The following is a 21,580-nucleotide window of genomic DNA, read 5'->3' as shown; positions in this document are numbered from 1 at the left end:
CCGGCTACGGCCCGCTATCGCCTGGCGAAAGTATGAGGAATGTCCCATGAAACCCCTGCAGACGGTTCCCTTGATCCTCTCGGCTCTGGCGCTGGCGGTCGTGCTCGCTGGCTGCAAGCAAGAGGCCCCCGCACAAGCTGTTACACCGCCACAGGTTGGTGTCGTGACGCTTCAATCACAAACGTACACAGTGCAAAGCGAGCTACCGGGACGTACCGCGCCGTTCCGCGTTGCAGAAGTGCGGCCGCAAGTGGACGGTATCATCGAGCAGCGTCTGTTTGACGAGGGCAGTGAGGTGAAACCCGGACAGCCGCTGTACCGCATTGATCCATCACCGTACGAAGCAGACGTCGCCCGCGCCCGCGCATCGTTTCAACAGGCCCGTTCCCTCGCAGACCGTTATCGACAGCTGATCGGAGAAAAGGCGGTGAGCCGTCAAGAGTTCGAGGATGCACAGGCGCGACAATTGACGGCGGAGGCTGACCTCAAACGTGCCGAGATCAACCTGCGTTACACCCGTGTGCTCGCACCGATTGCTGGCCGCATCGGCCGCTCCAGCGTGACCGAAGGTGCGCTGGTGAACAACGGCCAGGCAGCGGCCATGGCATCGATTCAGCAACTCGACCCCATCTATGTCGATATCACGGAGTCATCTGCAAACCTGCTCAAACTGCGTGATGATCTCAAGCAAGGGCGTCTGGAGACGGCGGGGGCGGACGCCGCCGTGGTGAGCCTCGCGCTGGAAAATGGCAGTGCCTATGGACTGCCAGGGCGCTTGAAGTTTTCTGAGGTGTCAGTCGACCCCTCCACCGGTTCGGTGACCCTGCGCGCCGTGTTTCCCAACCCGGAGCACCTGCTACTCCCAGGCATGTTTGTGCGTGCAAAACTTCAGAGCGGCGTCCGACAAGCCGCCATCCTTGCTCCGCAGCAAGGGGTGACCCGCGACCTGAAGGGGAATCCCAGCGCACTGGTGGTCAGCGCTGATGGAACCGTTGAACAGCGTCCCCTGACGGCCAATCGCACAGTGGGCAACCAATGGCTGGTAGAGCGTGGCCTCGAAGCGGGGGATCGCTTGATCACTGAAGGGCTGCAGTTCGTCAAGCCAGGCATGAAGGTCTCCGTGACTGCCGCGCAAAACGTGGCACCGGTGTTGGCCGGTGCCGTGGCTGGGGGGAACTGAACATGTCCAGGTTCTTTATCGATCGGCCCATTTTTGCCTGGGTACTCGCATTGATCGTCATGCTGGCCGGCGGGCTGGCGATCCTCAAGCTGCCCGTCAACCAATACCCTGACATCGCTCCGCCAGCGATTTCGATTCAGGTGACCTACCCAGGGGCATCGGCCCAGACTGTGCAAGACACCGTGGTCCAGGTCATCGAGCAACAGCTCAACGGCATCGATAACCTTCGCTACGTCAGTTCGGAAAGCAACTCCGATGGCACCATGGCGATCACGGTTACGTTCAACCAAGGGACGAACCCCGACATCGCTCAGGTTCAGGTGCAAAACAAACTCAACCTGGCCACGCCCTTGCTTCCGCAGGAAGTGCAGCAGCAGGGGATCCGGGTGACAAAAGCGGTCAAGAACTTCCTGATTGTGATTGGCGTCGTTTCCGAAGACGGCAGCATGTCCCGCGAGGACCTGGCCAACTACGTGGTATCCAACATGCAGGATCCGCTGTCGCGCACTTCCGGCGTCGGTGACTTCCAGGTGTTCGGCGCGCAGTACTCCATGCGGATCTGGCTTGATCCTTCGAAGCTGGTCAGTTTCGGCCTGACGCCCGTCGATGTGAAAAGTGCGATTCAAGCCCAAAACGTGCAAGTGTCTTCCGGCCAGATTGGCGGCCTGCCTGCACTGCCGGGCCAACAGCTCAACGCCACCATCATTGGCAAAACCCGCTTGCAGTCAGCAGAAGAATTCAAGGACATCCAGCTCAAGGTCAATCCTGACGGCTCCGAAGTGCGTCTGGCCGATGTGGCCGATGTCGCATTGGGCGGTGAAACCTACAGCGTCAACGCCCAGTTCAATGGTATGCCGGCGTCCGGCATCGCCATCAAGCTTGCCCCCGGGGCTAACGCGCTGGACACCACCAAGGCGATCCACGACACCCTCAACCAACTGCAACCGTTTTTCCCTCGCGGTATGAAAGTGGTCTACCCCTACGACACCACGCCAGTGGTGCGCGACTCGATCCATGGTGTGTTCCATACCCTGGGTGAGGCGATCGTGTTGGTGTTCCTCGTGATGCTGCTGTTTCTGCAGAACCTGCGCGCGACCATCATCACCACGCTGACCGTTCCTGTCGTCCTGCTGGGTACGTTCGGTGTTCTCGCGGTCGCCGGTTTCACCATCAACACCTTGTCGATGTTCGGCATGGTGTTGGCCATCGGCCTGCTGGTGGATGACGCCATCGTCGTGGTCGAGAACGTCGAGCGTGTCATGCGTGAGGAGCGGTTGTCGGCGAAAGAAGCCACGATTCGCTCGATGAAACAAATCCAGGGCGCGCTCGTGGGCATTGCCATGGTGTTGTCGGCGGTGCTGTTGCCGATGGCATTTTTCGACGGGTCAACCGGCGTCATCTACCGTCAGTTTTCCCTCACCATCGTGTCGGCGATGGCCCTGTCGGTGCTCACCGCGCTGGTGTTCACGCCTGCCTTGTGCGCCACGATGCTCAAGCCCCATGACCCGACGCATGGGCTCGCACGTCTCGGCTTCTTCCGTGCTTTCAATCGCGGGTTTGATCGCGGCGTGCAACGCTACGAGCGTGGTGTCGCCGGGATGTTGCGGCACAAGGCGCCGGCATTCCTGGCCTACCTGTTGATCGTCGTTGGCATGGTCTTGCTGTTCAGCCGCATCCCCACTGCGTTTCTGCCCGATGAAGATCAAGGCGTGATCTTTACCCAAGTGCAGACCCCCGCCGGGTCCAGTGCTGAGCGCACGCAAAAGGTGCTCGACAGTGTGCGTCAGTATTTGCTCGCCACTCCTGAGCAGGGGGGAGAGGCTAACGCTGTAGACGCCGTGTTTACCGTGAATGGATTCAACTTCGCGGGGCGTGGGCAAAGCTCGGGCATGGCGTTTGTTCTGCTCAAGCCGTGGGAAAAGCGCGGTCCTGAAGATGCGGCGCTCGCGTTGGCCAAGCGCGCTCAAGCGAAATACAGAGGCATGCGCGATGCAATGGTATTCGCCGTGGTGCCTCCAGCAGTGCGTGAGTTGGGCAACGCTTCGGGCTTTGATTTATTCCTTCAGGATCAGGCCGGCGTCGGTCACGAAGTCCTGGGGCAGGCGCGCAATCAGTTCCTGCGTCTGGCCTCCGAAAGCAAAGTGCTGACAGCGGTTCGACTCAACGGCCTGAGCGATGAGCCCCAGTATCGGTTGAAGATCGATGACCGGCGGGCGAGGGCGCAGGGCGTTTCACAAACAGACATCAACACCACGCTCTCTGTGGCCTTCGGCGGCAACTACGTCAATGATTTCATTGACCGTGGCCGAGTCAAAAAAGTGTTTGTACAGGGCCAGGCCAGCGCGCGCATGTCCCCTGAAGATCTGGACAAATGGTACGTACGTAACGCCGCCGGGAAGATGGTGCCGTTCTCCGCTTTTGCCTCCGGCGAGTGGGTCTTCGGTTCTCCCAAACTGGCGCGCTACAACGGTGTGCCGGCAGAGGAAATACTGGGTGGCCCGGCACCGGGTTACAGCACGGGTGATGCCATGGCTGAAGCACAGGCCATCGCTGCTCAGTTGCCGCCTGGTGTCGCGCTGGCGTGGACGGGCTTGTCGTATGAAGAAAAGCTTTCCGGGTCTCAAGCACCTGTCATGTATGCGCTTTCGCTGCTTGTGGTGTTCCTCTGTCTCGCGGCCCTTTACGAAAGCTGGTCCATACCCTTGGCCGTGATGCTGGTGGTACCGCTGGGTGTTGTGGGGGCATTGCTTGCCACCACCTTGCGCGGCCTGTCCAACGACGTGTTCTTTCAGGTAGGCCTGCTGACGACAGTCGGGCTGGCGGCGAAGAACGCCATCCTGATCGTGGAGTTCGCCAAGGAACTGCATGAGCAGGGCATGGGCTATGCCGAAGCGGCGATTGAGGCGGCGCGGCTTCGTTTGCGTCCCATTGTCATGACCTCGCTTGCGTTCATCCTCGGGGTTGTGCCGTTGGCTATCTCCACCGGTGCAGGTTCTGGCAGTCAGCATGCCATTGGCACCGGTGTGATCGGCGGCATGCTGACCGCCACCGTCCTGGCCATCTTCTGGGTTCCACTCTTTTATGTGTCGGTGTCGTCACTGTTCGCACGTCGATCGTCCGTCGCTCTGGCCGCAGTCGCTCACGAAGAGGTCATGTCATGATCAAACCATTCAGTTTTCTGGTCCTGAGTTCGTTGTTGTTCTGTGGTTGCTCTCTGATCCCGGAGTACCAGCAACCTCAGGCACCGGTGGCGGCGACTTACCCCTTGGCGCCAGTGTCACGTGATGAGAGTGCCGCAGCGCTCGATTGGCGCGAGTTCTTTTCCGATCCGGCCTTGCATCGATTGATCGAGACCGCACTGGCCAACAATCGGGATATCAGGATTGCCACGTTGAACGTCGAGGCCTATCAGGCGCGCTATCGCATTCGCCGCGCGGATCTGTTGCCGGACGTCTCGACGGTGGGCAGTGGTAGTCGTCAGCGAGTTCCGGCAGATCTGGCATCCGGTGATAAAGCCACGATCGAGAGTCAGTACTCTGTCGGGCTGAACGTGAGTTATGAGGTGGATTTGTTCGGCCGTGTGCGCAGCCTCGATCAAGCAGCATTGCAGCGTTACCTGGCCAGTGAACAAGCACAGCGTTCAGCCCGTATCGGGCTGGTGGCAAGCGTTGCAAATGCCTGGCTCACTCTGCAGGCCGATCAAGCACTGGAGCGACTGACCAGCGATACCCTCGACACCTATGAAAACAGCTACCAGCTGACACGTCGCAGCGCTGAAGTAGGTACCGTTTCAGATTTGGCGTTGAGCCAGGCACAAACCCTGGTGCAAGGCGCTCGAGGCTCGATGGCCCGGTATCGTCGGCAGGTTGCCGACGACCGAAACCAGTTGGTGTTGTTGATTGGAGGTGAACTCCCCACCGATCTGTCGAGCGGTGATTGGGAGCGACAATCTTTACCTGAGGTGCCAGTGGGATTGCCGTCGGATCTGCTCAACCGTCGGCCCGACATAGTGGAAGCAGAGTTATTGCTCAAGGCTGCCAATGCGGATATCGGCGCAGCCCGGGCTGCGTTCTTTCCCCGAATCAGCCTGACGGCGGATGCTGGCACCTCGAGCGAAGAACTGTCAGGGCTCTTCAATGGAGGCTCGGGTGTCTGGAGCTTTTTCCCCCGGATCAGTCTGCCAATCTTCAATGCGGGCCGCTTGCAAGCCAGCCTGGACGTCACTCAAGTCGAGAAAGACATACAAGTGGCGCGTTATGAAAAGGCGATTCAGTCAGCCTTCAGGGAAGTCAGTGATGGACTGGCTGCAACGCAGACCTTTGGACAGCAGATTGAGGCGCAACAAGGGCTGGTCAGCGCGAGTGCCAAATACTATCGGCTGGCGGAAAGTCGCTACCTGACAGGTATCGACAGCTCTTTGACTCTTTTGGACGCGCAACGGACGCTGTTCGCTGCACAACAAGCGTTGATCAGTGATCAGTTGGCCGAACGAGCGGCAACTATCGATTTGTACAAAGCGCTGGGAGGAGGGTGGCAGGGCTGACATGACGACCACGGATCCTCCTTTTTGGCCATGAAATGGATTCTCCCTACTTTTACGCCCCACAACACAGTAGCGCCTAAGTATTCGTCTGCGCAGCGCCAAAGCAGAGGGGGCGGGAATTGGACAGAGTGATGGCCATTGGCTAACGTCAGGTAGCCTCCCTCCGAATCACAAAACGGCGGATTACCAAGGCATGCAAATCGATCTACCGCCCGAGCCGGGAAGCGAATCAAGGGAGATAGAGGCATGGAGAGTGCTGGGGCGGACTTTGATTTGATCGAGGTTTCTGGAGGTCCTCGGTTCCGACCTGGAGAATCCCTTGCTCGCAAGTGAAGCTTTTTCTCAGCTCCCGAAAGCAACTCACGACACGATCAAAATCACGTTTTAGAGTTGGTTGATATTGGTAGGTTGTTGTTAGTCCCGTCGTTAGTGCCAGATAATTTGATGTTGATGGAAAAGCTGGAGAAAAGTCGGGGGCAGCAGGTGGCCCAGAAGAATACTGAAGAGGCGAGGTAACGTGGAAGTGCGATGTTTGCCATCTTTAATGGCAAATTTTTCGTCTTTCAAGGAAGGCTTAATATGCGCTTTCTAATTCTTGTGTTTCTTGTTCTCACGCTGCAAGCCTGCGCTCCGATATCGTATCGCGAAACCGATGAGGGAAGGTTTGAAGGCGCCTTGGATGTGCGCTGGATCAAGAATGACTATTTTCTGTTTGTTCCAAGCAAGGATGATCCGTTTCGATTTACACGTTCTAATGGTGAAGTAATTCGCCCTGGCCCCATGTATACCGATGGGGGGTCAATTCCTCGATTTTTATGGGGCGTCAATGGTTATTCCCCTTGGGGGTACGCCCCCGCTTATATCATTCACGATTGGCTTTTCGTGGCTCATGAGTGTGGTTACCCCGGGTACAAGGATTACTCGTTCAAAAATACGCACATCGTCCTGGCAGAGGGTTTGAAGGCGGTGATGGAGGTAAGTCCTGAGATTCGAAATTACTTTGTTTTTGAGTCGGTGGTTGCAGCCGTCAGTTCGCCCATAGCGAAACGGCTCTGGGAGAAGGGTATATGTAACGAACCCGTAGCTTTCAACCTGCAGGGCATTCCTGAACAAACGCCTCCCGGGGAGTTGCTGATGACAATAAAATTCAAATAGTGGCTGACGCGCAGTTCCACTCAGCTGCCCGAGGTCAACGCCGGAGTCGTGACGGGTGATGCTGTCGTTTTTGCGGCCCAGAAGCGCCTTTCGGCTTGTTACAGGCAGGTGATATCAACCCTGACCAAGAAGCCCACGGATGCCGGTCAAACATTTGCCCGCTACAATGCGTGCCTCGACCGTGACAAACCAGATAAAAAATATGTCCTTGCCCAAACATCACCTGGAACTGCTCAGCCCTGCCCGTGACGTGAGCATCGCTCGCGAGGCGATCCTGCATGGTGCCGACGCCATTTATATCGGTGGCCCGAGCTTCGGCGCCCGCCACAATGCCTGTAACGAAGTGAGTGAGATCGCCGGACTGGTGGAGTTCGCCCGGCGCTACCACGCCCGGGTGTTCACGACGATCAACACGATCCTGCATGACAATGAGCTGGAGCCAGCGCGCAAGCTGATCCATCAGCTCTACGATGCCGGCGTTGATGCGTTGATCGTTCAGGACCTTGGCGTGATGGAGCTGGATATCCCGCCCATCGAGCTGCACGCCAGCACCCAGACCGACATCCGCACCCTGGCACGGGCGAAGTTTCTGGACCAGGCGGGCTTCTCCCAACTGGTACTGGCCCGCGAGCTGAATCTGCAAGAGATTCGCGCCATCGCCGACGAGACCGATGCGGCCATCGAATTCTTCATCCATGGCGCGTTGTGTGTGGCGTTCTCCGGCCAGTGCAACATCTCTCACGCACAGAACGGTCGCAGCGCCAACCGTGGCGACTGTTCACAGGCCTGTCGTTTGCCGTACACCCTCAAGGACGACCAGGGCCGCGTCGTCGCCTACGAAAAACACCTGCTGTCGATGAAGGACAACAACCAGAGCGCCAACATTCGCGCGTTGGTGGAAGCCGGTGTTCGCTCATTCAAGATCGAAGGGCGTTACAAGGACATGGGCTACGTGAAGAACATCACGGCCTACTACCGCCAGCGCCTGGACGACGTTCTTGAAGATCGTCCGGACCTGGCCCGCGCGTCCAGTGGCCGCACTGCGCATTTCTTCGTGCCCGACCCGGACAAGACCTTCCACCGTGGCAGCACCGACTACTTTGTCACCGACCGCAAGGTCGACATCGGTGCCTTCGATTCACCGACTTTCACTGGCCTGCCAGTGGGCGTGGTGGAGAAGGTGGGCAAGCGTGACTTGCAGGTGGTGACCTCTGAGCCGCTGTCCAACGGCGACGGTCTCAACGTGCAGATCAAGCGCGAAGTGGTGGGCTTTCGCGCCAACATCGCCGAGCCCAAGGGTGAGTTCCTCGAAGAGGGCGAGAAGCGCTATCGCTACCGTGTCGAGCCCAACGAGATGCCGGACGGGATGTACAAGCTGCGGCCCAACCATCCACTGAGCCGCAACCTGGACCATAACTGGCAGCAAGCCTTGCAGAAGACTTCCGCTGAACGTCGTATCGGTCTGGCCTGGGTCGCACAGCTGGACGAGCAGCGCCTGCAACTGACCGCCACCAGCGAGGAGGGCGTCAGTGCCAGCGTGTCCCTGGACGGCCCGTTCGGTCTGGCCAACAAGCCGGAGCAGGCCCTGGACCAACTGCGTGATCTGCTCGGTCAACTGGGCACCACCGACTACCACGCCACCGGCATCAAGCTGGAAGCAACCCAGGCGTTCTTCATCCCCAACTCGCAGCTCAAAGCGCTGCGTCGGGAAGTGATCGAAGCGCTGACCGCGGCCCGTCTGCTGGCCCACCCACGGGGTGGTCGCAAGGCCGAGACAAACCCGCCGCCGGTGTACCCGGAATCGCACCTGTCGTTCCTGGCCAACGTCTACAACCAAAAGGCTCGCGACTTCTATCACCGTCACGGCGTCAAGCTGATCGATGCAGCCTTCGAGGCCCACGAGGAAACCGGAGAAGTGCCGGTGATGATCACCAAGCACTGCTTGCGCTTCTCCTTCAACCTTTGCCCCAAACAGGCCAAAGGCGTCACCGGCGTCCGCACCAAGGTTGCGCCGATGCAGCTGGTGCACGGTGACGAGGTGCTGACGTTGAAGTTCGACTGCAAACCTTGCGAAATGCACGTGATCGGCAAGATCAAGGGCCACATCCTTGACCTGCCGCTACCGGGCAGCGTCGCGGAGCCGGTGGTCGGTTACATCAGCCCTGAAGATCTGCTCAAGACGATTCCTCGCGCGCCCCACTGAAAGGTGGGCTAACCCGCATCAGGGACAGGGACGTTTCTTGATCGGTGTCAAACGGGTGGGGCGGGCAGCTCTGTATTCTGTGAAGCAACACTCGCGCGCCCTTGCGGATGAACGCGCGAGTTCCCATTGGGCCGAAGTTCACCGGCACTGGCGACACAATGGGATTGATGTTCTTCTCGCTGAGTCATCAGAGCCATCCCTCTCATGGTCTATCCCGTTTTTTTGACATTGCACCTGTTCGCCGCGCTGATCTTCATCGGCACGGTGTTCTTCGAAGTCCTGTTTCTGGAAAGCATCCGCAAGCAATTGCCCGACAGGGTGATGATGCTGGTCGAGCAGGGGATCGGTCGTCGAGCACGGACGCTGATGCCGTGGGTGTTGCTGGTGTTGTTCGGCGCGGGGATCGGCATGGTCTGGCAGCGCTACTTGCCCGCTCTTGCCACGCCGCTGGCGTCCTCGTTCGGCACGTTGCTGATGGTGAAAATCGTCGTTGCCGTGAGCGTGCTCCTGCATTTTCTGGTGGCCATGATTCTGTTCAAAAGCGGGCGCATGAACGCTCGTTACCTGCAATTCATCCACGGCAGCCTGTTCTGCCATATGGTCGCCATCGTCTTGCTGGCCAAGGGCATGTTTTACCTGACGTGGTGACCGATGGTCGGCCTCTGCAAGCACTTGGCTGGCGGCTTGATACAAATCAAGGAGCGATGCTTGCCGATCCCGGACACTGAAGATCTGCAGCCAGTCTGGGAGACCCGTCATGCTCGATTTCTTTCACAACCCTGGCGAGCTTGTCGCTCGGTGCGATCAGGGCGTACTCGACCCCAACTGCCATGCCGATACGCAAAAGTTTCACAACGGCATCGGCTCTCTGGATTTGCTTCGTGCCTTGCGCGTCAGCCGCCAGAAACGCCGGCCGCTCTCCCTGAACTTGCGCCTGCCTTCCAGCCTCAAGCCATCCTTTTGCACCCTTGCTGATGCCTGCGGCGAGCAGGGCGCCATCGAGCAGTACCTGCGGCGTCTGGAGCACGAGATCGACCTGGTCGGTTGCCACACCCATCCAGAGCAACGGGTCGAGCAATTTCACCTGGGCGGTGGAACGCCCACCATCGCCCATATTCAGCGACTGATGGGGCATTTGCGTCGCCGGTTCAACTTTCTGGCGCATGAGTCTGGCGACTACAGCGTTGAAGTGGATTTGCATCACACCGATTGGTCGACCATGGGCGTGCTGCGTGACCAGGGATTCAATCACGTCAGCATTGGTGTTCCGGACATCGACACCGAGTGCGAGATGTCCGTGGCTTGCTACCAGAATCCGGCGCCGATCCATTCGCTCATCGATGCCGCGCGTACGTTTGGTTATCGCTCCATCAATGTCGATCTGGGTTTTGGCCATGCCTGGCAAACGCCGGACAGTTTTGCGCTGAAGCTGACGACGATTATCGAGCTGGAGCCCGACCGCCTGATGGTGTTCGACTACGCACGGCCGCCTCGCCGCTATCGGCCTGTGCTCGGTGACAAGGCCAGGGCGTTGTGCAGCCAGGACGACAAAGGCGCGATGCGTCAGATCTGCTTCGAGCAATTGCTGGCAGCGGGGTATCACTACATCGGCATGGGGCAGTTTGTCCGGCCCGATGATGACCTGGCGATCGCTCAGGAGCGAGGCCGCTTGAGCCGCACCTGCGACGGTTTCACCCGTCACGGCTATTGCGACCACATCGGGTTCGGTGTGGGCGCCATCAGCCGGATCGACGATTTGTACACGCAAAATACCGACGCCATTGAGCGCTATCAGCGTCAGCTGGACAGCGACCAGCTGCCGACAGCGCGTGGCTGGCGTTTCGAGGCGGGGGAGCAGATCAGGCAAATGGTCATGGAGCGACTGGCGTGTGATCAGGAGCTGGATATCCGTGCCATCGAGCGGCGCTATGGGCTGGTGTTCCCCATGTATTTCTCATCCGTCTGGCCGTTGCTGGAGCAATTGAGTCGTGACGGTTTGATTGAATTGTCAGAGCGTTTCATCAGCATCCTTCCCGCCGGCCGGCAGGAGGTGGATGCTATCTGCAGCCTGTTTGAAAAGGAGGTGGACAGTGCAAAACATTAACCCACCTGCGAGTTGATTGATCATGAAGCCTTCATTCGATTTCAATCGTGCCCTGGTCGAAAAATATGACCGGCCCGGGCCGCGCTACACCTCTTACCCGACGGCGCCGCAGTTTCATCAGGCGTTTGCCGTTGACGACTATCAGCGTGCCGCCCACGACAGCAACCAGGCCGCTGTGCCGAAACCGTTGTCGGTGTACATCCACATTCCGTTTTGCAAAAGCCTTTGTTACTACTGCGCCTGCAACAAAATCATTACCCAAAAAACCCATCGGGCCGTCGAATACCTGACCTACCTCAAGCGTGAAATCGCCATGCAGGCCGCTTTGTTCGATAGCACGCGCAAGCTTACGCAGCTGCATCTGGGCGGGGGCACACCGACGTATTTGACCCAAGAACAACTGGCCGACCTGATGGATTGCCTGCACCAGGCATTCGACATGGACGACAGCGACAACCATGAGTTTTCCATCGAGGTCGACCCGCGCACCATCAGCAGCGAACAGATCCATTCGCTACGCCAATTGGGCTTCAATCGCCTGAGCTTTGGTGTGCAGGACTTCGATCCCGACGTCCAGGCGGCGGTCAATCGCCAACAAAGTGAAGCGCAGATTTATGCGCTGGTCGCGGCGGCGCGCGAGGCGCAATTCAAGTCGATCAGCGTCGATCTGATTTACGGCCTGCCCCTGCAAACGGTGCAGAGTTTCGACGTCACCCTCGCCAAGATCATTGCCCTGCGCCCGGACCGGATTGCTGCCTATAGCTATGCGCATCTGCCGGAGCTGGTGCGCGCGCAACGGCTGATACGCCCAGAGGACATGCCACCGCCGGAGCGCAAGCTGGAGTTGCTCGAACTGACCATCCGCCGTTTGACCGAGGCCGGTTATGTCTACATCGGCATGGACCATTTCGCCTTGCCGGATGACGAGCTGGCGCTGGCCCGCGCCCATGGCACGCTGCAACGCAATTTCCAGGGGTACTCGACCCATGCCGACTGCGACTTGATCGGCCTCGGGGTGTCTTCGATCGGCAAGGTCGGCGACAGCTACAGCCAGAGCGTCAAGGAGCTTTCGCAGTACTACGCACGCATCGATCAAGGTCTGCTGCCGGTGCATCGGGGTTATCGCCTGAGCGCTGACGACCTGTTGCGCCGCGAAGTGATCAGCGACCTGATGTGCCATGGCCGGATCGATTTCGCCAAGTTCGAAGCGCGTCACGTGATCTGCTTCACCGAGTATTTCGCCGAGTCATTGGCCCAACTTGGCGAGCACGTTCGCGACGGGCTCTTGCAGATTCACCGTGACGAGCTGGTGCTGTTGCCGCAAGGGCATCTGATGATGCGCAGCGCCGCGATGGCGTTTGATGCCTACTTGGGCGATCAGCAAAAAGGCCAGTTTTCACGCACTGTTTGAGACATTTTGGCGCTCTGGAACGGGGATTGTCGGCAAGTTGATTTCAATCAAGGGACGGGGGCGCAATGCTCCCTAACATGACCGCAGACCCTTTGAAATCAGCCCGCTCATGACAATCTCTTCGCCTTCGATACCTGGCAACCTGCGCATCTGGAGCGTTGGTCTGGTGGTGACGGTCTTGCTGATACTCGCGATGTTCGCGGTGGTTCAGGCCAAGTCATACGGCGACATCGAGCAGCAGCGCATCGAGAAGGTCTTCCCGCAAACCGATTCGGTTTCCGCAGCGGAAGGCCCGTTCAAGGTGCGGACGATATCAGCGGCCGGCAAGGTCATTGGTTATGTCTTCCAGAGCCTGGACGTGGTGGACATTCCGGCCTACTCGGGCAAGCCGATCAATACCCAGGTGATCCTCGACACCGCCGGTGTGATTCAGGATGCCTACGTCCTGGAACACCATGAGCCGATTCTGCTGATCGGTATCCCCGAAGAAAAACTCCACGGTTTCAGTGCCCGCTACACAGGGATCAAGGTCAGCCAGCGAGTGGTTGTCGGCCACTCCAGTGACCCGAGTGCGGTCACCGTGGATGCCATCGCCGGCGCAACCGTCACCGCCATGGTGGTCAATGAAGTCATCATGCGGGCCGCCCATGAAGTGGCCGTATCGCTCAAGCTGATCGAGGACAAGGGGGCAGTGGCGAGCAAGCCCGCCACCGTGCGCCAGGACTTTTTCGAGCCCGCCACCTGGGAGCAACTGAGCGGAAACGGCGCCATCCGCCGCTTGAACCTGACCCGTGGACAGGTCGATGCCGCCTTCAAAGGCACCGAGGCCGAAGGCGTCGACACGGCCGCGCCTGACCAGGTCGATGACACCTTTATCGAGCTGTACACCGCCGACCTGAACCCGCCGACCATCGGCCGCGCGCTGCTGGGTGACATTCAATACCGTGTCCTCATGCAAGAGCTCAAGCCCGGCGAGCAAGCCATTGCTGTATTGGGACGCGGCTTGTATTCGTATAAAGGCTCGGGTTACGTGCGCGGCGGGATTTTCGACCGGGTGCAATTGCGCCAGTTCGGCAATGTCATCAGCTTTCGCGACATGGACCATCAGCGCCTCTCTGACGTGTTCGCCAAGGGCATGCCCGAGTTCAATGAGATGTCGGTGTTCATTGTGCGCAAGCAGGCGGGTTTCGATCCGGGATCGCCCTGGTCCCTGGAGTTGCTGGTACGGCGTCAGACCGGTCCGGTCAGCGGCATGTTCAGCAGCTTCGAACTGTCTTATCAATTGCCCGAGCAATACCTTGAGCGCCCCGCACCGAGTGCCGAAGAACTGGCTGCCATCGAGGAAGCCAACCGGCCGATGTGGTTGACGATCTGGTATCAGAAATACTTCCAGGTCGGTGTACTCGCCACCGCATTGTTGCTGCTGACCGCGATCCTGTTCCTGCAGGACAAGTTCACCCGCCGCCCGCATTTCCTGCACTGGCTGCGTCGCGGTTACCTGATCTTCACCGTGGTGTTCCTCGGCTGGTATGCGCTGGGGCAGCTCTCGGTGGTCAATGTCCTGACCTTTGTCCATGCGTTGTTCGAGCACTTTCGCTGGGAGCTGTTTCTCACCGATCCGCTGATTTTCATGCTGTGGGTGTTCACCGCCGCGAGCATTCTGTTGTGGGGGCGTGGGGTGTTCTGCGGCTGGTTGTGCCCGTTCGGTGCCTTGCAAGAACTGATCAACGAAGCCGCGCGCAAGCTGAAAATTCCCCAGTACGAATTGCCCTTCGCGGTGCATGAGCGGTTGTGGGCGATCAAGTACATCATTTTGCTGCTGCTGTTCGGTATCTCCCTGGAATCCATGTCCACCGCCGAACTGTTCGCCGAAGTGGAACCGTTCAAGACCGCCATCACCCTCAGGTTCGACCGCCAATGGTGGTTTGTCCTCTACGCGGTGGCGCTGCTGGTCATCAACATCTTCACGCGCAAAGTCTATTGCCGCTACATCTGCCCGTTGGGTGCCGCGTTGGCGATCCCGACCAAGCTGCGCCTGTTCGACTGGCTCAAGCGCCGCAAGGAATGCGGCAACCCCTGCCAGTTGTGCGCCAAAGAATGCGAGATCCAGGCGATTCACCCGGATGGGCGGATCAATGCCAACGAGTGCCACTACTGCCTCGATTGCCAGATGACTTACCACAACGAACACAAATGCCCGCCGCTGATCAACAAGCGCAAGAAGCGCGGCAAACCGGCTCCTGTGGCGGCGCAACTGATACCTGTCGTGGAAGTGACCGCCCCTGAATGACGCGCCCTTGTAGGAGTGAGCCTGCTCGCGATGGTCGCTAACGTTGACGCGTAATGACTGGCTCAACGCGGCGCTCTTGAGTCCATCGCGAGCAGGCTCGCTCCTACAGTTGACCGAGTTCTACCCGCACACAGTTTTTATCCCTTCAAGGAGTACGCAGCATGACTGACACAGAATCCACAAAACCGGTGCAGGAAGAAGAGCACACCGGACTCAGCCGTCGCGGTTTTCTCGGTAGCAGCGCCGTCACCGGGGCGGTGCTGGCAGGGGCCACGACATTGGGCGGGGCGGTGTTCAGCCGCGAGTCATGGGCGGCTGCGGTCAAGGATGCGCAGGCGAAAACCCATGTCGGCCCCGGCGAGCTGGACGAATACTACGGCTTCTGGAGCGGCGGTCATCAGGGCGAAGTGCGGGTGCTGGGCGTGCCGTCGATGCGTGAGTTGATGCGTATTCCGGTGTTCAACGTCGACTCGGCCACCGGTTGGGGCCTGACCAACGAAAGCAAGCGCATCATGGGCGACAGCGCGAAGTTCCAGAACGGCGATTGCCATCACCCGCACATCTCCATGACGGACGGCAAGTACGACGGTAAGTACCTGTTCATCAACGACAAGGCCAACTCCCGTATTGCGCGCATCCGCCTGGACATCATGAAGTGCGACAAGATGCTCACGGTGCCGAACGTGCAAGCCATTCACGGCCTGCGCCTGCAAAAAGTGCCGTACACCAAGTACGTGTTCGCCAACGCCGAGTTCGTCATTCCGCACCCCAATGACGGCCACACCTTCGACCTGCAAGACAAGAACAGCTTCACCATGTTCAACGCCGTCGATGCCGAAAAAATGGAAATGGCGTTTCAGGTGATCGTCGACGGCAATCTGGACAACGCCGACATGGACTACACCGGCAAGTACGCCGCGTCCACCTGCTACAACTCGGAGAAGGCCTACGACCTCGGCGGCATGATGCGCAACGAGCGCGACTGGGTCGTGGTGTTCAACATTCCGCGCATCGAAGCCGCGATCAAGGCCGGCAAGTTCATCACCCTGGAAAACTCGAAAGTGCCGGTGGTCGACGGTCGTAAAACCGATGGCAAGGACTCCGAATTCACCCGTTACATCCCGGTGCCGAAGAACCCCCACGGCCTCAACACCTCATCCGATGGCAAGTACTTCATTGCCAACGGCAAGCTGTCGCCGACCGTATCGATGATCGCCATCGACCGTCTGGACGACCTGTTCGCCGATAAATTCAAGGACCCGCGCGAAGTCATCGCCGCCGAGCCGGAATTGGGCCTGGGCCCGTTGCACACTACCTTCGACGGTCGCGGTAACGCCTACACCACGCTGTTCATCGACAGTCAGGTGGTGAAGTGGAACATGGCGGACGCGGTACGTGCCTACAAGGGCGAGAAGGTCAATTACATCAAGCAAAAACTCGACGTGCATTACCAGCCCGGCCACAACCACGCGTCGCTGACCGAAACCAGTGAGGCGGACGGCAAGTGGCTGGTGGTGTTGTGCAAATTCTCCAAGGACCGCTTCCTGCCGACCGGGCCGCTGCACCCGGAAAACGACCAGTTGATCGATATTTCCGGCGAAGAAATGAAACTGGTGCACGACGGCCCGGCGTTTGCCGAACCGCACGATTGCATCCTCGCGCGGCGGGATCAGATCAAGACGCAAAAAATCTGGAACCGTAACGACCCGTTCTTCGCCGCCACCGTGGAGCTGGCCAAGAAGGATGGCATCAACCTGGAGACCGACAACAAGGTGATCCGCGACGGCAATCATGTGCGGGTCTACATGACCTCCATGGCGCCGGCGTATGGCTTGACCGAGTTCACCGTCAAGCAGGGCAACGAAGTGACCGTGACCATCACCAACATCGACCAGATCGAAGACGTGTCCCACGGTTTCGTCATGACCAACCACGGCGCGAGCATGGAGATCAGCCCGCAGCAAACCTCGTCCATCACCTTCACCGCCGACAAGGCCGGCCTGCATTGGTATTACTGCAGCTGGTTCTGCCATGCGCTGCACATGGAAATGGTCGGCCGCATGAAGGTCGAGCGGGCCTGACGGTTGAGCATCGACAGGAGCGGACCGATGACCGACATCAAGGGAAACCCGATCAAGGTGATCGCGCTTGCGCTCCTGCTGATGCCCTGCAGCGTGCTGGCGGTGCAACCCATTACTACGCTTCCGTTGCGCCTTGACGCCGAGCAACGCTGGCACGTGCCGGCGGGCGAATACCGTGGCTCGTTCAGCGTCGATCAACCGATGCAGATTGTGTGCGAGCCCGGCGCGGTTTTTCAGGCGCAAGGGCAGGGCAACGGGGTGATTGTCAGCGCACCGGACGTCGGGATCGAGGGCTGCACTTTTCTGGACTGGGGGCACGACCTCACGGCCATGAATGCGGCGGTGTTCCTCCAGCCCAAGGCCCGTGGCGCGGTGATCAAAGGCAATCGCCTGCAAGGCCAGGGTTTCGGGATCTGGGTCGATGGGACTCAGGATGCGAGCCTGATCGATAACCGCATCCAGGGTGATCCGGCGATGCGTTCACAGGATCGCGGCAACGGCATTCACCTGTATGCCGTGCATGGCGCCAGGGTCATCGGCAACCAGGTGCGCGACACCCGCGATGGTATCTACATCGACACCTCCAACGGCAATCTGCTGCAAGGCAATACCCTGGAAGACCTGCGTTACGGCGTGCATTACATGTTCGCCAACGACAACCAGCTGATCGGCAACACCACCCGCCGCACCCGTACCGGCTACGCCCTGATGCAAAGCCGCAAGCTCACGGTGATCGGCAACCGCTCCGAACAGGATCAGAACTACGGCATCCTGATGAACTACATCACCTATTCGACCTTGCGCGACAACTTCGTCACCGACGTGCGCGACGGCTCGACCGGCGACAGCATGATCAGCGGCGCCGAGGGCAAGGCGCTGTTCATCTACAACTCGCTGTTCAACCGCATCGAACACAACCACTTCGAGCACAGCGCCGTGGGTATTCACCTCACCGCCGGCTCCGAAGACAACCGCATCGCCGACAACGCGTTTGTCGGCAACCAGCGCCAGGTCAAATACGTCGCCACCCGCTTGCAGGAATGGTCGGCGGATGGCCGGGGCAATTACTGGAGCGACTATCTGGGCTGGGACCGCAACAACGATGGCCTGGGCGATATCGCCTACGAACCCAACGACAACGTCGACCGCCTGCTGTGGCTGTACCCGCAGGTGCGGCTGTTGATGAACAGCCCCGGGATTGAACTGCTGCGTTGGGTGCAACGGGCGTTTCCGGTGATGAAATCGCCGGGCGTACTCGACAGCCATCCGTTGATGAAATCCACCACGCACACCCTGACCAAGGAGCCCGTCACATGAATGTCGTCGATCTGGAAGGCGTCAGCCAGCGTTATGGGCACACCACGGTGTTGCATCAGTTGAGCCTGAGCCTGGCCGAAGGCGAAGTGCTGGGTTTGTTCGGGCACAACGGCGCGGGCAAGACCACCAGTATGAAACTGGTGCTCGGTTTGCTGCAGGCCAGCGAAGGGCAGGTCAGGGTGTTTGGCCGCTTGCCCAGTGATCCGAATGTCCGGCGCCTGCTCGGCTATTTGCCGGAGAACGTGACGTTTTATCCGCAGATGAGCGGCCTGGAAACCTTGCGTCATTTCGCGCGACTCAAAGGCGCCGCGTTCGCTCAGGTGGATGGGCTGCTGGAGGAAGTTGGCCTGGCAGGGGCGGCGCATCGACGGGTCAAGACCTACTCCAAAGGCATGCGCCAGCGCCTCGGGCTGGCGCAAGCGTTGCTCGGCGAACCGCGCCTGTTGCTGCTCGACGAGCCGACCGTCGGCCTCGATCCCATCGCCACTCAAGACCTGTATCGGTTGCTCGACCGTCTGCGCAGCCAAGGCACCAGCGTCATTCTCTGTTCCCACGTTTTGCCGGGGGTCGAGGCGCATATCAATCGAGCGGCGATCCTGACCCAGGGGCGTCTGCTGGCCCTCGGCAGTCTGCGCAGCCTGCGCGAGGAAGCCGGGTTGCCGACGCTGATTCGCGCCAACGGGCTCAAGCATGCCGGCCCCTTGCAGGCCTCGTGGAACATCGCAGGGCACGTCACTCAACGTTGGGGCGTGGAGGGCCTCGAAGTGGCTGCCCTCAATGGCAGCAAACTGGGCCTGTTGCGCCAGTTGCTCAATGAGGATGAGCCGGCTGACGTGGAAATCACTCCGCCGTCCCTGGAAGACCTCTACCGCTATTACATGGGACGGGCCGCTGCGACCCACAGTGGAGAGATTCTATGAACCCGATCTGGAACATGGCCCGCAAGGAATTCAATGACGGTTTGCGCAACCGCTGGTTGTTGGCGATCAGCCTGTTGTTCGCGGTGCTGGCCACTGGTATTGCCTGGTTGGGAGCGGCGGCGTCCGGTCAGTTGGGCTTTACCTCGGTGCCCGCGACCATCGCCAGCCTGGCCAGCCTGGCGACGTTCCTGATGCCGCTGATCGCCTTGATGCTGGCGTATGACGCCATTGTCGGCGAGGACGAAAGCGGCACCTTGCTGCTGTTGTTGACCTATCCGCTGGGGCGCGGGCACATCCTGCTCGGCAAGTTCATTGGCCACGGGTTGATCCTGGCGCTGGCGACGCTGATCGGTTTCGGCTGCGCGATGCTCGCGATCGCCGTGCTGGTGGACGACGTCGAACTGAACCTGCTGCTCTGGGCCTTCGGACGATTCATTGTGTCGTCGACGCTACTGGGCTGGGGCTTCCTGGGGCTGGCTTATGTGCTGAGCAGCGTGGCAGCCGAGAAATCCACGGCCGCCGGTTTGGCGCTGGGCGTGTGGTTCTTTTTCGTGCTGGTGTTCGACCTGGCGCTGCTCGCCCTGCTGGTGCTCAGCGAAGGGCACTTCAACCCCAAAGTGCTGCCCTGGTTGCTGCTGTTCAATCCCGCCGACCTTTATCGCTTGATCAATCTTTCCGGCTTTGACGCCGTCGCCAGTACCGCTGGTGTGCTGACCCTGGGCAGCGATTTGCCTGTGCCGGGCTCGATGCTCTGGCTCTGCCTGCTGTTGTGGGTGGCGGCGCCGTTGGGTACGGCCTGGCTGCTGTTCCGTCGACGGGCGACTTGAATTCTTACTTTGGTTTTTTGGAGCACCTGACGATGAGAACGCTTGATTGGAAGACGCTGCGCAACCTGGCTGGCCTGATGGTCTGTGTGCTGCTGACGGCGTGTGACAAACCCGTGCAAGCCAGCTACAGCGATGCCCCCAGCGCCTTTCATCCCAGTGATGAGTGCCATGTCTGCGGCATGATCATCGATGGCTTCCCCGGCCCCAAGGGTGAAGTGGTCGAGCACAGCGGCATCAAGAAATTCTGCTCCACGGCGGAAATGATCGGTTGGTGGTTGCAACCGGAAAACCATCATGGCGATGCCAGGCTGTATGTCCACGACATGGAGCACAGCCCTTGGAATTCGCCGGATGACACCCAACTGATCGATGCCAAAGATGCGTATTACGTGGTCGGCACCCGGCTCAAGGGGGCGATGGGTGTGGTGTTGGCGTCGTTCTCCAGCCAGCAGGCTGCTGAAAAACTGGCCACGGAGCAGGGCGGTCGCGTGCTGCGGTTCAGCGAGATCGATCAGTCGGTGCTGCAGCAACCGGCCATGTCGCACTCGACTCATTGAGCGGTCGATCCATTGAGAAAATCTGATCGCCGTCAAGTCGGTATTTTTGCATCTGTTCAAAGATAGGGGCCCGCCAGGTCCCCAGTGCTTGGCATCGACGATGCCCAGGAGAACATGATGCAAACCGAGTTTCAGGATCGTTTGGCCGTGATCACCGGCGCCAGTTCCGGGATTGGCCTGGCCTTGTGCGCGGCGCTTTTGCCGCGTGGGGTCAGGGTGTTGGCGATGTCGCGCACCGTCGGTGACTTGCCGGCCTTGCAGCAGATCTATGGTGAACGGCTGCAATGGTGTGCCGGGGACGTTACCTGCGAGGACGATCTGCAAGGGTTGGCCCGGCGGGCGGCGACGTTGGGGCGGGTGGATTATCTGGTGCCCAACGCCGGCATTGCCGAAATGGCCGATAGCCTGGATATGCCGGCCTTTCAGCGGCAATGGGCGGTTAACGGTGCGGGTGCGTTGAATACCCTGGCGGCGTTGCGCGGTGAGTTGGCGAACCCGGCGTCGGTGGTGTTTGTCGGCAGCTTCCTGACGGGGTCGAGTTTTCCCGGCCTGGCGGCTTGCATTGCCAGTAAGGCGGCATTGGCGGCCCAGGCGCGCACGCTGGCGGTGGAGTTTGCCCGTTACGATGTGCGCATCAACCTGGTTTCGCCGGGGCCGACCGCGACCTCGATGTGGGACAACCTGGGCTTGAGTGATGGTGAGCTTGATGATGTTGCCGATACGCTTGGCAAGCGTCTTTTGCCGGGGCATTTTCTTGATGCGTCTGCGGTGGCCAACGTGATTATTTTTCAGCTGTCCCAGGGGGCGCGGGGGGTTTATGGACAGGACTGGAAGGTTGATAACGGTTATACGTTGGGCTGACGGGGGGGATCGGGGTACATATCCATTTCTGCGGTAACGGCGGCTTATGGTTTCGCTCTTACAGCGACTCACTTTTCCAAACGCCGAAAAGTAAGCAAAAGGCTTTGCCCCTGACGTACGGTGCCTCGCTA

At 59.5% G+C, this 21,580-nt stretch carries 15 protein-coding genes; all 15 read left to right on the top strand.

Annotated elements, in window-relative coordinates; all coding sequences use genetic code 11:
- Positions 1-46 precede the first annotated feature (46 nt).
- The gene (locus tag J4E42_RS25725) at positions 47-1,180 is read left to right on the top strand and encodes an efflux RND transporter periplasmic adaptor subunit (RefSeq protein ID WP_192226428.1); all 1,134 of its coding nucleotides are present in this window, start codon (positions 47-49) and stop codon (positions 1,178-1,180) included.
- 2 nt (positions 1,181-1,182) lie between these two features.
- Positions 1,183-4,341 carry an efflux RND transporter permease subunit gene (locus J4E42_RS25720; protein WP_008037469.1) on the top strand — a complete coding sequence of 1,053 codons (3,159 nt, stop codon included), beginning with the start codon at positions 1,183-1,185 and terminating at the stop codon, positions 4,339-4,341.
- Entirely contained in the window at positions 4,338-5,723 is a 1,386-nt protein-coding gene (locus tag J4E42_RS25715; RefSeq protein WP_207286468.1) for an efflux transporter outer membrane subunit, read from the top strand. Before J4E42_RS25720 ends, J4E42_RS25715 begins: the two co-directional genes overlap by 4 nt.
- 528 nt (positions 5,724-6,251) lie before the next feature.
- Positions 6,252-6,878: a DUF1353 domain-containing protein gene (locus tag J4E42_RS25710; RefSeq protein ID WP_207286467.1), complete on the top strand. Its 627-nt coding sequence runs from the start codon at positions 6,252-6,254 to the stop codon at positions 6,876-6,878.
- A 202-nt stretch (positions 6,879-7,080) separates the two neighbouring features.
- Positions 7,081-9,081, top strand: coding sequence for a U32 family peptidase (locus J4E42_RS25705; protein ID WP_032832365.1), 2,001 nt, complete (start codon positions 7,081-7,083; stop codon positions 9,079-9,081).
- A 204-nt stretch (positions 9,082-9,285) separates the two neighbouring features.
- A complete protein-coding gene (locus J4E42_RS25700) occupies positions 9,286-9,729 on the top strand; it encodes a CopD family copper resistance protein (RefSeq protein ID WP_008032069.1) in 444 nt (147 codons plus the stop codon).
- A 109-nt stretch (positions 9,730-9,838) separates the two neighbouring features.
- Complete coding sequence (locus J4E42_RS25695) at positions 9,839-11,185, top strand: coproporphyrinogen III oxidase (protein ID WP_207286466.1); 1,347 nt, start codon at positions 9,839-9,841, stop codon at positions 11,183-11,185.
- A 22-nt stretch (positions 11,186-11,207) separates the two neighbouring features.
- A complete protein-coding gene (hemN, locus tag J4E42_RS25690; RefSeq protein WP_207286465.1) occupies positions 11,208-12,596 on the top strand; it encodes an oxygen-independent coproporphyrinogen III oxidase in 1,389 nt (462 codons plus the stop codon).
- A gap of 109 nt (positions 12,597-12,705) precedes the next feature.
- Entirely contained in the window at positions 12,706-14,886 is a 2,181-nt protein-coding gene (nosR, locus tag J4E42_RS25685) for a transcriptional regulator NosR (RefSeq protein WP_207286464.1), read from the top strand.
- Positions 14,887-15,047: 161 nt separating this feature from the next.
- Positions 15,048-16,967 (top strand): TAT-dependent nitrous-oxide reductase, encoded by a 1,920-nt coding sequence (gene nosZ, locus J4E42_RS25680; RefSeq protein WP_008037454.1) that lies wholly within the window; start codon positions 15,048-15,050, stop codon positions 16,965-16,967.
- A gap of 27 nt (positions 16,968-16,994) precedes the next feature.
- The gene (locus J4E42_RS25675; protein ID WP_192226440.1) at positions 16,995-18,284 is read left to right on the top strand and encodes a nitrous oxide reductase family maturation protein NosD; all 1,290 of its coding nucleotides are present in this window, start codon (positions 16,995-16,997) and stop codon (positions 18,282-18,284) included.
- Positions 18,281-19,204 carry an ABC transporter ATP-binding protein gene (locus J4E42_RS25670; protein ID WP_008037453.1) on the top strand — a complete coding sequence of 308 codons (924 nt, stop codon included), beginning with the start codon at positions 18,281-18,283 and terminating at the stop codon, positions 19,202-19,204. The genes J4E42_RS25675 and J4E42_RS25670 overlap by 4 nt, the downstream gene beginning before the upstream one ends.
- On the top strand, positions 19,201-20,031 hold the full coding sequence (locus J4E42_RS25665) for an ABC transporter permease (RefSeq protein WP_008037452.1): 831 nt from the start codon (positions 19,201-19,203) through the stop codon (positions 20,029-20,031). Before J4E42_RS25670 ends, J4E42_RS25665 begins: the two co-directional genes overlap by 4 nt.
- A gap of 32 nt (positions 20,032-20,063) precedes the next feature.
- Positions 20,064-20,588: a nitrous oxide reductase accessory protein NosL gene (locus tag J4E42_RS25660; RefSeq protein WP_008037451.1), complete on the top strand. Its 525-nt coding sequence runs from the start codon at positions 20,064-20,066 to the stop codon at positions 20,586-20,588.
- Between the two features lie 117 nt (positions 20,589-20,705).
- Complete coding sequence (locus J4E42_RS25655) at positions 20,706-21,449, top strand: SDR family NAD(P)-dependent oxidoreductase (protein ID WP_008032084.1); 744 nt, start codon at positions 20,706-20,708, stop codon at positions 21,447-21,449.
- Positions 21,450-21,580 lie beyond the last annotated feature (131 nt).

It is taken from the genome of Pseudomonas sp. FW300-N2A2 (assembly GCF_017351735.1).
In the GTDB taxonomy this organism is placed as follows: domain Bacteria; phylum Pseudomonadota; class Gammaproteobacteria; order Pseudomonadales; family Pseudomonadaceae; genus Aquipseudomonas; species Aquipseudomonas migulae.
Note: the sequence above shows the minus strand (reverse complement) of the source record. Positions and strands in the feature narration are given on the sequence as shown.

Coding starts and splice junctions, on each gene's coding strand:
- J4E42_RS25655 (WP_008032084.1), top strand. CDS start 20,706: ATGCAAACCGAGTTTCAGGATCGTTTGGCCGTGATCACCGGCGCCAGT.
- J4E42_RS25660 (WP_008037451.1), top strand. CDS start 20,064: ATGAGAACGCTTGATTGGAAGACGCTGCGCAACCTGGCTGGCCTGATG.
- J4E42_RS25665 (WP_008037452.1), top strand. CDS start 19,201: ATGAACCCGATCTGGAACATGGCCCGCAAGGAATTCAATGACGGTTTG.
- hemN (WP_207286465.1), top strand. CDS start 11,208: ATGAAGCCTTCATTCGATTTCAATCGTGCCCTGGTCGAAAAATATGAC.
- J4E42_RS25720 (WP_008037469.1), top strand. CDS start 1,183: ATGTCCAGGTTCTTTATCGATCGGCCCATTTTTGCCTGGGTACTCGCA.
- J4E42_RS25700 (WP_008032069.1), top strand. CDS start 9,286: ATGGTCTATCCCGTTTTTTTGACATTGCACCTGTTCGCCGCGCTGATC.
- nosR (WP_207286464.1), top strand. CDS start 12,706: ATGACAATCTCTTCGCCTTCGATACCTGGCAACCTGCGCATCTGGAGC.
- J4E42_RS25675 (WP_192226440.1), top strand. CDS start 16,995: ATGACCGACATCAAGGGAAACCCGATCAAGGTGATCGCGCTTGCGCTC.
- J4E42_RS25670 (WP_008037453.1), top strand. CDS start 18,281: ATGAATGTCGTCGATCTGGAAGGCGTCAGCCAGCGTTATGGGCACACC.
- J4E42_RS25710 (WP_207286467.1), top strand. CDS start 6,252: ATGTTTGCCATCTTTAATGGCAAATTTTTCGTCTTTCAAGGAAGGCTT.
- J4E42_RS25715 (WP_207286468.1), top strand. CDS start 4,338: ATGATCAAACCATTCAGTTTTCTGGTCCTGAGTTCGTTGTTGTTCTGT.
- J4E42_RS25695 (WP_207286466.1), top strand. CDS start 9,839: ATGCTCGATTTCTTTCACAACCCTGGCGAGCTTGTCGCTCGGTGCGAT.
- nosZ (WP_008037454.1), top strand. CDS start 15,048: ATGACTGACACAGAATCCACAAAACCGGTGCAGGAAGAAGAGCACACC.
- J4E42_RS25725 (WP_192226428.1), top strand. CDS start 47: ATGAAACCCCTGCAGACGGTTCCCTTGATCCTCTCGGCTCTGGCGCTG.
- J4E42_RS25705 (WP_032832365.1), top strand. CDS start 7,081: ATGTCCTTGCCCAAACATCACCTGGAACTGCTCAGCCCTGCCCGTGAC.